Annotated in this window: 11 protein-coding genes; all 11 read right to left on the bottom strand. The window is 36.0% G+C overall.

Features of this window, described 5'->3' with window-relative positions; all coding sequences use genetic code 11:
* Nucleotides 1–37 precede the first annotated feature (37 nt).
* The 11 genes from alsE to AB3I34_RS02260 all read right to left on the bottom strand — a co-directional run bounded on the left by alsE (nt 38) and on the right by AB3I34_RS02260 (nt 12,331).
* The gene (gene alsE / locus AB3I34_RS02310; RefSeq protein ID WP_010712440.1) at nt 38–727 is read right to left on the bottom strand and encodes a D-allulose 6-phosphate 3-epimerase; all 690 of its coding nucleotides are present in this window, start codon (nt 725–727) and stop codon (nt 38–40) included.
* A gap of 140 nt (nt 728–867) precedes the next feature.
* Nucleotides 868–1,968: a PTS fructose transporter subunit IIC gene (locus AB3I34_RS02305; RefSeq protein WP_025194433.1), complete on the bottom strand. Its 1,101-nt coding sequence runs from the start codon at nt 1,966–1,968 to the stop codon at nt 868–870.
* Nucleotides 1,969–2,076: 108 nt separating this feature from the next.
* Nucleotides 2,077–2,526 (bottom strand): PTS sugar transporter subunit IIA, encoded by a 450-nt coding sequence (locus AB3I34_RS02300; protein WP_010712438.1) that lies wholly within the window; start codon nt 2,524–2,526, stop codon nt 2,077–2,079.
* A gap of 19 nt (nt 2,527–2,545) precedes the next feature.
* A complete protein-coding gene (locus AB3I34_RS02295; protein ID WP_002357651.1) occupies nt 2,546–2,863 on the bottom strand; it encodes a PTS fructose transporter subunit IIB in 318 nt (105 codons plus the stop codon).
* Nucleotides 2,863–3,315, bottom strand: coding sequence for a PTS sugar transporter subunit IIA (locus AB3I34_RS02290; RefSeq protein ID WP_010712437.1), 453 nt, complete (start codon nt 3,313–3,315; stop codon nt 2,863–2,865). The genes AB3I34_RS02295 and AB3I34_RS02290 overlap by 1 nt, the downstream gene beginning before the upstream one ends.
* Nucleotides 3,305–4,786, bottom strand: coding sequence for a PRD domain-containing protein (locus AB3I34_RS02285; protein ID WP_002377464.1), 1,482 nt, complete (start codon nt 4,784–4,786; stop codon nt 3,305–3,307). Before AB3I34_RS02285 ends, AB3I34_RS02290 begins: the two co-directional genes overlap by 11 nt.
* A 240-nt stretch (nt 4,787–5,026) precedes the next feature.
* Nucleotides 5,027–7,024, bottom strand: coding sequence for an N-acetylglucosamine-specific PTS transporter subunit IIBC (gene nagE / locus AB3I34_RS02280; protein ID WP_010712436.1), 1,998 nt, complete (start codon nt 7,022–7,024; stop codon nt 5,027–5,029).
* A 36-nt stretch (nt 7,025–7,060) separates the two neighbouring features.
* Entirely contained in the window at nt 7,061–7,894 is an 834-nt protein-coding gene (locus AB3I34_RS02275) for a PRD domain-containing protein (protein WP_002357655.1), read from the bottom strand.
* 309 nt (nt 7,895–8,203) lie between these two features.
* A complete protein-coding gene (locus tag AB3I34_RS02270) occupies nt 8,204–9,856 on the bottom strand; it encodes a peptide ABC transporter substrate-binding protein (RefSeq protein WP_010712435.1) in 1,653 nt (550 codons plus the stop codon).
* A gap of 17 nt (nt 9,857–9,873) precedes the next feature.
* A complete protein-coding gene (locus AB3I34_RS02265; protein ID WP_010712434.1) occupies nt 9,874–11,250 on the bottom strand; it encodes a transglutaminase-like domain-containing protein in 1,377 nt (458 codons plus the stop codon).
* A 16-nt stretch (nt 11,251–11,266) separates the two neighbouring features.
* The gene (locus tag AB3I34_RS02260; RefSeq protein ID WP_010712433.1) at nt 11,267–12,331 is read right to left on the bottom strand and encodes a dipeptide epimerase; all 1,065 of its coding nucleotides are present in this window, start codon (nt 12,329–12,331) and stop codon (nt 11,267–11,269) included.
* Nucleotides 12,332–12,476 lie beyond the last annotated feature (145 nt).

Genomic DNA, 12,476 nt, shown 5'->3' with positions numbered 1-12,476 from the left:
ACAACTTATCTATTCTTTTAACAAACAGTCAAATGTTTTATGGAATTTTTTTCCCAGTCATTTCTTTATAGTCTCTACTCATCATTTTCCAAGCTTTTTCAATATCTTCATCTAATCCAAATAATCCGCTTCTACCAACAATATAAATATCAGGTCCTGCAGCATCAATTCGCTTAAATGAATTTCTATTCGATGAGCCATCCATTTCAATTACATAACGATAACTTTTTTCTTCACGTAAATTACGAAGAGCAACAATTTTATCAAGTGTTCCTTCAATAAATCGTTGGCCAGCAAAGCCTGGATCAACGGTCATGATTGTGATTTTATCCAACAATTCAATATATGGAAAGATTGATTCAATAGGCGTTTCGGGATTAAGGACGATCCCTGCTTTAAGATTAGCATTGTGAATTTGGTCAATTAGGCGAAATGCTAGACCATCTAAAACCTCTGCATGCATACAAATCCATTCACATTTGATATCTACTAGTTGTTGTACCCAAAAGCTTGGATTCGTAACCATTAAATGGGCAGATACTGGGAGCTTCGAAATTTTTCTTAACTCCTCAATAAACCACGGAGATAGCGTGATATTTGGCACATAGTGACCATCCATAATGTCTATGTGATACGAAGCAACATGATCATTCAAAAAGGTGATTTGCTGTTTAAACTTGTCCAAATCCATCGTCATTAGTGACGGAGAAAATTCAACTTTGTTCATTCTAATTTTCAACTCTTTCTATCTGATTATTTGGTTGATGTTTTTGAAAATTTTTCTAACTCGTTATATTCAGACGTTGACACATCTCTGACAGGCAATATAAATTGCATTAATTTTGTTGCGCTTTTTCATTTTTTTTTTTAGAAAATCTGAATGTCTTCCAAGTTTATCTCCTCTTCTTCTTTTTCTACTAAAGCTTCCATATCTTTCTCAGTTACATCTTTCTTAATAATAGCTAAAACTAAACCGGTAACCACAGCGTTTACAACAATCGCAATAATGCCAGCCAGCGGTTTACTCATTGTTGGAATCATTAAAACACCGCCAAATGGAACTGTCGCATCTGCCCCTAAGATCATTGTTGTTGCGCCACCCACGAAGCCACCAATCGCTGTAGCAATGACTCCTCGGACAATATCATTCATAACTAAAGGAATAACACCTTCAACAATGTTAATCACGCCCATTGGTACGGCAGACTTTAACGTTTCAACTTCTAGTTTTGTATAAATATTTTTTCTAAATAATTTAGCAAAGAAGAAAGCTAATCCAAAGCCTATTGGCGTTGCTGTATTTACTAATTGCAATGCTGTAATTGGTCCATTAAGTCCTTCCGCTTGCATTGTCAAAACAAAGGCAAAAACAGTTTTGTTAATGGGTCCGCCATAGTCTATACCACTTAATAAACCAATTACACCACCAAAAATTAATAATGACGAGTTACCTAAGCTATCTAAAAAGTTCGTTAATAATGAAGTAAATGCCGTTATTGGGGTCCCGATAATATATATCATGATTAATCCACCAGTAATTGAGGTTAAAAATGGAATAATTAATGTTGGCATTAACCCTTTCGCCCAATTGGGTAATTTCACATATTTCAAAATAGCTAATACAAGATATCCTGCCAAGTAACCACCTAAGATACCACCAATAAAGCCGGCACCAACTGCATTCGCAGTTAAACCAATAATAAAGCCTGGAGCAATTCCAGGTTTACCGGCGATTGAAAAGGAAATGCCAGTAGATATAACAACCGGAAGTAAGCCTAAGCCAGCACCACCCATAGTAGCTAAAGCATCCCAAAGCGAAAATTCACCTGGTACCAAGGTTCCTTGACTTGAACCACCAAACCCCATACCAATTGCAATTAAAAAGCCAGCACCACAGACAATTGGAATTAAATATGAGATTGCTGTTAATAAATGACCTTTAAGATTTAACTCTTTTAGTTTTTTCATTTTTATCCTCCTAAACATTGTTCTTTTATTTTATTTTCTATTTAAAAAAATTGCTGTTATGAATTCTTCTGTAGAAAATATCCACAATATGCTGTCTTAGTAATTTCATTAAGAGAATGCCTTCACTACATCCTCTGGCGATTTTGATTGAAGGAATTCTCTCACTACTTCATCATTTCCGAGTTTTCTAGCAAACAATGATAATAGTTTAAGATGGCTAGTTGTTTCTTTATGATCATTACCCACAGCAAAAAGAATGATTCCTTTTACGCCATTATCATCTAAAGATTCCCAAGGAATTTCTGTACTGTTAATACCGATGGCCACGCCTATTTTTTTTACATACGCACTTTTGCCATGTGGAATGGCTAGATAGTTTCCGATGCCCGTTTGGCCTTCCGCCTCTCTATCATAGATATCTTTTATAAAGCCTTTTTCATCTGAAATATTGCCATTTTCAAGCAAAAGATTGGCTAATTCTTTTAACGCTTCCTCTTTTGTATTTACATTCATATTCGTTTTAACGGTTTTTAAGTCAATGATATCCTTTACTTCCATTACAATTCCTCCTAGAAGGTTACTTTTCTTGTGTCATAACTTCTTCTGCTTTTTCAATTAGTTTAGTGGGTGATTTTACAGCAACTTCTGTAGGTACTTGAATGATTCGTTTCCCATCAAAACGCTCTCTTCCAGAAATTTTTACATCAATGGCTAATATAACAATGTCCGCTTCCTTAATTTGTTCATCCGTTAGTTTGTTTTCAATCCCAATGGTCCCTTGTGTTTCTACATGGATCTCAACTCCTGCTTTTTTTGCAGCGTTCTCCAATTTTTCTTGTGCGATATATGTGTGAGCAATTCCTACTGTGCAGGCTGCTACGCCGACTATCTTCATTATTTTTCCTCCTCAAATTTTTCTATAATTTTATAAAAATCTGTTTCTGTTTTTAAACGCAACAACTTTTCTAAGAAGTCTTCATTTGCTAATTTTCTAGTAAATCGACTGATTTCTTTTTTTACTTTTAACCGTTCATTTTCTTTTAGTAAGATGACAATAATTAATTTCACTTGCTTAATGTCTGCCGTCCATGCTTGGATTTCTGTTTTTAAGCCAATCAGATATATTTCACTTTTTTTCAAGAGTGCATTTTCTAAATGTGGCAAGACAATTTGCTCTGCAATCTGATTACTTCCCATCTTCTCACGATTTACCAAAGATTCCTCAATCTGCTTTTTTTCTTGGGGCGTTAACAAAGGCGCTGCTGTTTCTGCAATGAATTGATATACTTGCTGTTTTGAAAGAAGTTCTTGGTTTAGGAAAACTTGGTATAAAGGATTAACGTTCATGATAGATTTCCTCAACTTTTCTTTGTAATCGATACTGATCATCCATTGTAAACATGGCACTTACCAACAATGATTTAATGGGGACCTTTTCCTGTAAATGAATCGTTGTAAGAATCAATTCAATATCAGAATAATCTTTTAATGATTTCCTTATATTTCGTGTGGCAATAATTTCAACAATTTGTAATTCAGGGAATTTCTTTTCAACTTTTACTCTCAATAGTTCTGAAGTGCCAATTCCAGTGGTACACATAATCAAAGTACGAATAGGTAACTGATTGGTTTCAATCATTCGCGCAAAATACAATGTAATAAACCCATTCTCGTCTTCGTTTATAGCCGGCAGTTGATAGTTTTTACTTACTTGCTTAGAAACTTGCACAATTTTTCTGAAAATTGTTTCATACGTCATTTTTATTTGATCCAATAAACTATTCTTAACATGTATGCCGTTTTCAAGACGATTTATCATTGGTTTTATATGACTAGCCAATTCAAGAAGTAGCTGATCATTATCAGTTAAAATTTTTAGTTGTGCACTCATTTCCTCTAAATAAAATTGAGTAATTTGCATTACTTTGAAAGAAAAATTAGTTACTTTACTAAATGAACCTTGCATCCTAGAAGAAACCAAATATTGATATAAGTAATAAATTTCAACGTTAGGCAGTCTCTTATTTAAATAAGTTTCAATCTGTTGAATCGTTGTTTGCGCGACCTTTTTGAGTACTAAGTCCTTTGTTAATTCTTGTTCTTCTTCGTTAGATAATTGGTATTTTTCAGAAATAGCTACTTTTCGTGAACGACTAATTAAGATATAAAGATGCGAAAAGATGTTTACGTTATATGGATGTGGAATAGTAATATCCAATTTTTTTTCAATGTTCCTGACTTGATCTAACGTAAAAAGGACATCATAATTATTAAAATTTAATGCTTTGTTGTTTCGAAGATCCTCAATATCGATAATGTTCAACAGTTGTATTCTATCGGAAATGGCTTTCCTGATAGCTCTTTCCTCCCCGATAATTGCCAACGTTCGATTTTTCCGTTTGAGTGTTAAATCATATTTCTTTAAATCTTCGGATAATTGTTGTTCATCGCTAAATATCACAGAATCACCAACATAATATCTTGCAAATAATTCATAAACATTTTTAGCTTGTGGAGAAGCTAACAACAATTCCTCCAGAATTCGATTGCGTCTTTCCCTTGGCGAAAAATCACTTTCTTTTTCGACTAAATGTCGATTCTGTTCCATAAATCGTTCATAGTCTAGCTTGTATCCTCGTCCTTTCTCAGATAATATGAGTGAACCTTCTGAAAATTCATCGTTAATTTTTTTTATCAAACGATAAACTGTCTTAGGAGAAGTACTTAGGCAGTTTGCCAATTCTTCTGCAGTCATATAATCTTGTTTTTTTGAGAGAAGTAACAACAATTTTTGTCCACGTTCTTTTTTCGAACTCATAGCAACCCCTCCTTGATATATTTATTATAATCCATATAAAAGAAAACGCTTCCTTGTTTTCTGTCCGTTACATTGGCCATTTTTGTGAGTGGTTAAAGTGTTCGATTATGCGAAACTTTCTAAGGCTATTTATAAATAAAAACCTGTAGAGCAAGCGATTTTTATTACTGGCTCTACAGACACTAATACTTTCAAAGAATACAAAAAAAGGGCTGCCTTGCGGCTAGCCCTTTTTTACTTTTATTTTACGGTAACATTTCCGATTACATCATTCATTGAAGTTGTTTGACCTGCTTTTTGTAAATCGTATTGAGCAACGATATCTTGATTTGTGAAAACAACAATTAAATCTGATTTTTTGCCAGCTTGTTCTAATGCGGCTAAATCAATGGTTGCAATTTTATCGCCTTGTTTTACAACTTGGCCTTCTTCAACATGTAATGTAAATGGTCCACCTTGTAACTCAACAGTATCTAGACCCATGTGTAATAATACTTCAATGCCTGAATCTGTTTGGATACCTAACGCATGTTTTGTTGGGAAAATGCTAGTAATTTTACCAGCAACAGGTGTTGAAACTTCGCCGTCTGTTGGTACGACAGCAAAACCGTCACCCATCATTTTTGCTGAGAAAACATCATCTGGTACTTCAGAAATAGGAATAACTTTACCATTCGCTACAGAATATAATTCAGTTTCTTTCGTTGAAACTGGTGCTTTTTCTTCAACAACTGGTTTAGAAACAGTTGTTCCTTTGACTGGTGTTGCTGGCGCTTGGTGGTTATATAATCGTTGCATTTCGTCAGCAACAAATTGTACTTCCGTACCAACGATCACTTGGATATTTGTGTCATCAATGACTTTCACACCAGGAACCCCAGTTGCTTTAATTTTTGCTTGATCCACTTTGCCTGTATCTTTCACTGTTAAGCGTAAACGAGTTGTACAGTTATCAATAGAAGTTACATTAGCATCAGCGCCTAAACCATCATAAATACGACGAGCTAGAGAAGCAAATTTGTTGTCGCCTTCTGCAACATCTGGCGTTTCTTCGCCATCGCCTTCTTCACGTCCTGGTGTCATTAAGTTAAACTTAGTGATTGCAAAACGGAAACCGAAGTAGTAAATTGCTGCAAAGACAAGTCCTTGAACCACCAACATCATTGGGTGATTTGCGACTGGGTTTTTCAAACTTAAGAAGAAGTCTACAAAACCTGCACTAAAGGCAAAGCCAGCTGTCCAATGCATAAACGCAGCGAATGCTAAAGAAATACCTGTAAAGACTGCATGTAAAACATATAAAGGCCAAGCAACGAACATAAATGAGAATTCTAAAGGTTCAGTAACGCCTGTAAAGAAAGCCGCAAAACCAGCAGCTAACATTAATGAAGCTGTAACTTTTTTCTTCTCAGGACGTGCACATTGATAAATAGCAAACGCACCTGCTGGTAAACCAAACATCATTACTGGGAAGAAACCAGCTTGGTACATCCCTGTTTGTCCTACAATTGCTTTACCAGTATCTAACGCTTGTTGACCAGCTAAAAAGTTCCCAATATCATTGATACCAGCAACATCAAACCAGAAAACAGAATTCAAGGCATGGTGTAAGCCTGTTGGAATTAATAGTCGGTTAAAGAAACCATACAAGCCAGCTCCTACGAAACCTAAGCTAGAGATTCCTTTACCAAAAGCAACTAATCCGTTATAAACAACTGGCCAGAAGAAGAATAAGACAGCTGAGATTGCTAACATCGAAATAGCTGACATAATAGGAACTAAACGTTTTCCACTAAAGAATGATAAAGCCATTGGCAATTTCACACCAGAGAAACGATTATACATTGCCGCGGCAACTAAACCAGCGACAATCCCGACAAAGACATTGTTGTCCATGCTGTTGAAGGCTGGGTTTACTTCAGCAATATCCTTGAAGCCTTTAATGGCTTGGATAGAAGCAGGCGCTAAAACAGTTTTTGGCACTAAATAAGCGACTAAACCAGCTAATGCTGCCGATCCATCTTTATCTTTTGACATTCCTAACGCTAAACCAACCGCAAATAATAATGCTAAGTTGTTTAAGATAGCCAAACCACCATTCATTAGAAAAGTTGTGGCTGGACTAGCGCCGATTGTTCCCACGATCCAGTTAGCAATACCGACTAATAAAGAAGCCGCCGGTAATACAGCAACTGGTAACATTAACGAACGTCCCATTCTTTGCATATACGCTTTCATTATACGTAACTCCTCACATAAACTATTTAATTTTTATTATTTGGTCATTCTTAATCGTTCAATGTGAATCGATAAATAACCAAGTTCTTCATTTGGTACTTGATAATGAAAATTTCTCATTAATAAGACTTGTACTTTTTTTGAGATTTCATAGCTTTCAGCATACTTTTTCTTTACGACTTCCAAAATTTCTTCATCTAAAACAGCATATTGATTTTGTTGGAAGCGATGAATAAACAAACGTAAATGATTCACCAAACGTGAATAACTGAGACTATTTTTATCATCATGAATATCAATAGCCAATTCCTGCTCGATTAAATGAATAATTTCAGAAACGATTGTAACTTCACGGATACTTTTACTATTATCAGTACGCCCGCTGCGAGCACTATGGATATGAATTGCAATATATCCCGCTTCATCATAACTAAATGGAATCTCTAAGGTTTGTGTTAAATATTCTACAGCCCATTGAGCAATAGCAAATTCTTCACTATATAAAATCTCAATTTCACTTAAAAGCTTGTTCCGAACAATAATATTATTTTGAATATTTTCAGCTGCAAAAGCAATGTGATCACTCAACCCAATATTAATATGTTCATTCAACTTTTCACCCAATACCGTTTCAGCATGTTGGATAATTTCTTCACTCGCTAAAAAGTATTTGTCTTCAATTTGTGATAGCAGTACTTGAAGTTTTTTCAGTCCTTCTGGCTCCATCACAAACATCCGCTCCACCAATTGTCGAGATAAGACATCATTTTTAGTCTTATTAAACCCGACGCCTTTACCGACAGCTACTTTCTCCTGTCCTTCGTCAAGAACAAGTACAGCATTTTGATTTAGCACCTTTTTAATTTTCATAAATGACCCTCTTCTGCAGAAGTAATTCTAACATTTTCAGTGAAAACAACAAAAAAAGCATAGAACAATCCCGTTAAACATGTTGCGTAACCATTGTACACCACATTGTATTACGAAATTCTTCCATGCCTAGTATTATCTAGTCACATGAAAACGCTATTCATTTGTTAACAGTGCTTATTCTAACGAGTATCATTATTTTTGTCAACCTTTTTCAATTATTTTTTTATTAATTGTTGACTATTAACAAAAAAGAAACTCTTATCGGGAAAAAAGTACCTTCAGCTAAAGGTACTTTTGTTCACTAATTTATTCTTTATAGGCATACTTATATGTGCTCGTTGCACCGAAGTTATGATACTGAATACCTTTGACACCTGGTCGTACAAGCTGACTACGGGCCTCTTGGTATAAAGGAATTAAAGCGGCATCTTCTTCCACCAATACTTTTTCAGCTTTAATTAATGTTTGCCAACGAGTTTCAGGATCATTTGCGTATTTAGTTGTTGCTTCTTCAATTAGTTGATCAAACGTTGGGCTAGAATAGTTCATACGGTTACCACTAACTGAGCTTTCTAAAAAAGTCATTGGATCCTGATAATCGGGTCCCCACATGCCAACAGACAATTCATAATCCCCTTTTCTCATCAATTCAATCGCATTATTTAAAGGAACTGTTTTGACATTAATAGTGAGACCTGGCAACGTTTCTTGTAACTGGCCTTGGATAAATTCAGCAACTTTTCGATCACTATCACCATCTCTTGAAAGAAGTTCAATGGCTACATCTCCGTTTAGCTCTGCTTTTGCTTTATCTAAATACTCTTTGGCTTTTTTGGCGTCTGTTTTGATAAGGGCGCCTGCTTCTTGGCGAAAATCTTCATTCGTTTCTGGGTTATATACAAATTTTTCTGGAATGTACCCATAAATTTCTTTTGAACCATCTGCTAAAATATTATCGACTAAACTTTTTTTATCCAAACCATAAGCTAAAGCTTTGCGGACATTCTCATTTGCAAAAATGGATGGTTTTTCGTTTCTTTTTTGGTTTAAACGTAAGGAATAGACTTTTGACCGTTCGATTGCTTCATAGTCTGGGTTGTCTCGATTTTGTTTAGCAAAATCTCCTGTTAAGACAGCCACATCTAATTCACCTGATTCGTACAAATTATAAACGGTATTGGTTTCTTTAAGAACTTCAAAATGAATCGTTTCTGATTTTACTTTTTCTTTATCGTAATAGTCGGGATTACGCACAAAATCCCACGACATCGCTGACTGATCCCAATTTTTCATTAAAAACGGACCATTAGATACAATCATTTCACTAGAAGTGCCATAGGCTTGTCCTTTTTCTTTCACGAATGCTTCGTTTTGTGGGAAAAATGGAGAAAATGCCAATAACGACGTAAAATACGGTACAGGCTTTTCCAAAGTAACCTCCAAAGTATAATCATCAAGCGCTTTGACACCCAATTCCTCTGGTGCTTTTTCCTCTTTTGTAATAGCTGTTCCGTTCAGAATCGTTCCTTCTAACAAGAAAAAGTAATTGGCTTGGTTTTTGGGATTCGCTAATTTACGCCAAGCAAAAACAAAATCATCGGCTGTTACAGCATCACCATTGGACCACTTGCCATCTTCTCTTAGTTTAATGGTATATCGTTTGCCATCTTCAGAAATTTCAGGCATCTCTTTAGCGGCAGCAGGTATCAGTTGATCCTTCTCATCTAATTGATATAGCCCTTCAAAGACATTGGACTGTGCGTTAATACTGGCTTCATCTTGTGTAAAAATAGAATCCATTGAACCGATTTCCGAGTTCTCCATTAAATTTAAAACTTTTTTCGAGACACTGGTTTTCTCAGTTGCTTTCTCGTCTCTTTTTGTTTCTGCTGTTGTGCCACAACCTACCAAGACCGTACTAACAAATAACATAATCCCCATCATTTTTAACTTTTTCATACTATTCCCCCTATGTGTCAATCAAACGGCAACTCTTCCATGGAAAGCCGTTCTTGCGAAACTATCAAGCATGCGTAGGGCAAGCCCTCATTTTCGTACTCAAATTCTCCCCGCTGGTTGTCAATTGGGTCTGCACGCAATTGCATTTTCGCCGGCTGAAAGTCTGCCTGGATCTCACTATTTGCGACCATTCTAAAAACATCTAAATTGCCGAAATAATGATTCCACCGCTGTCTATCCCCGTCTCGGTAAGCACCTCCGCCAAAAGATAAATCCGCAAAGAGCCAGCCGTACGGTTCTATATAAAATTGTGCCCAATCATGACAGCCTGTATAATGTGTAGAAACATATAATCCCGATTGCCATTTGGCTGGTATCCCTGCAATCCGACAAAGCGTGATAAACAAAATCGCTTGCACGCCGCAGTCACCTTTTAAATTAGTTGCAGCATACTCTGAAATATTGGAAATTGTAAAATATTCACGCATGAAAGAATAATGAATCTTTGTCGTCACAAAGTCATAAATCAAGCGTGCCTTTTTTAAGGGATTACTTTCATCGCCTACAATCTCATCTGCTAAATTTCTTAAATAAGGCGTGAATCGAATATGCGGTAACTGTTCCTCTAAATCAAAGCTTGGTTGCATTTTGTCTACGTTATTTTCTTCTAACTGTTGGTAAACCATCCGATTAACATAACAATATTCAACTGTAAACGTTTGATTTTCTTTTAAGATTGTTTCAAAACACAGTGTTCGTTGAGGCGCATCTTCTGCCGCTATATAGGTTGCTTCAGGTGACGTAGCTAGGATTTCAATTTCTGATTGTTGTTGACACGCTTTGGGCAGCGGCAAATGGACACAAACACGCTCACCTGGACGCTCAAATTCTTTTTTCACCTGAATGGTGGCTTTAATTGTTGTTCTCACTTTTCTACCACCGTTTTTTTGCATTTGTTCGATGTTCTCTTTTAGTTCTTTTTTGCGGAGAATTTCTAATTGATTGCTTTCTGCTTCCCGCAAACGTGCAACATATGCCGCATTTGTTTTAATTAAATTGGCCAAAAATCGAAGTTGGAAATACGGTTCACCGTCAATATAAACCCAGTCCACTAATCCCGTTTCTTTTAAACGAATTAATTCCTCTGTTTGATAATCCTGAAAAGTATCTCTCATCATTTGATCAGCTTTTGCAAAGCTATGAGGATACTCATTCATACGCATCATTTTAATGACATCTTTTTCAATTATCAAACGTTCTTTTAATGCCTGCGGAAGTTCTTTTGTCAACCAAAAATCAATGGCAATATCCGCACTTGCAAAATCGCCAAATTCTTTCACCCTTTGAATTTCCTCAGGCAAAGGAACACTAAGATACTTTAAATCATACTTCATTTGCTTTACTCCTTTTTTAATGAGAAATGCCTAATCCAGCTGCTTCTCCTAATTCCAATAATGGTTTTGCTTCTAAGGATACGCCCCCAGTTACGGGCGCAGTTTCTAAACCGAATGTCGCATCTAAATCTGCTCGTGTGATATTCTTTTGAGCAGCAGCTAAATGGGCAGCAGCCGTGATGCCAATGGTTGTTTCTTCCGCCATGCAACCAATCATGCATTCGATACCTGCTGTTTCACAAATCTGATTAATTTTCAGCGCTTCATGAATGCCGCCACACTTCATGAATTTTATATTGATAACATCGACTGTGCCTTTTTTAACTAATTCCAACGCATCTTGAGCATCAAAACAGCTTTCATCAGCCATAATTGTCGTATTGACTTGTGAGGTAACGTATTTTAGACCTTCTAAATCGCGCCTTTTAACTGGCTGTTCCACTAATTCAATTTGATAATCTGCTAATTCTTGAATCGCTTTAACTGCATCTTTGGGTGTCCAAGCCTGATTCGCATCTAAGCGGAGCTTGATATCAAAGCCAACTGCTTCACGAATCGCTTTTACTCTTGCGATATCAGCTTCAATTCCTGTTCCGACTTTAATTTTTAATGTATCAAAACCTAGTTTGACTTTTTCGACGGCTTTTTGTGCCATCACATTTGGTTCATCAATACCTAGTGTAATATCCGTTATTACTTGGTTATCATAGCCGCCTAACAATTGATAAAGAGGCAGTTGAGCTTTCTGACCCATCAAATCATAACAAGCAATATCGATTGCTGCTTTTGCCGCTGGAGCGAAAGCAGATATTTTATCCATCACTTCATGAATTTTCTCAATATTAAAGGGGTTTAAGCCAATGATTGCTTGGCCAAATAATTCGATCGTTTCAATCGTGCCAGCCAACGTTTCACCGGTAATAAAAATGCCTGGCCCTCCTTCTCCATATCCAATGAGTCCCTCTTCTGTTTCAATTTCTACAATCGCACTATCCGCTGATTCTATCGCCCCCAAAGCGATCGTAAATGTTTCTTTCAGTTTAATTTTCGATGCCCTAACATGTACCTGCTTAATTTTCATAAAATCCTCCCTTTGACATTTTTAAATTGACTGAAAATTCAGTTTTTTAAAAACATCCAAAAATTAAATTTAGATTGTTATCGACCATTCTAAACTCATTATTTTCTAATGTCAACAAAATAATGAGATTTAGATTAAAATAAAA

It is taken from the genome of Enterococcus sp. C102(2024), assembly GCF_040888205.1.
GTDB classification, from domain to species: domain Bacteria; phylum Bacillota; class Bacilli; order Lactobacillales; family Enterococcaceae; genus Enterococcus; species Enterococcus faecalis.
The sequence above is the reverse complement of the archived record's forward strand: the minus strand, read 5'-3'. Positions and strand labels throughout refer to the sequence as shown.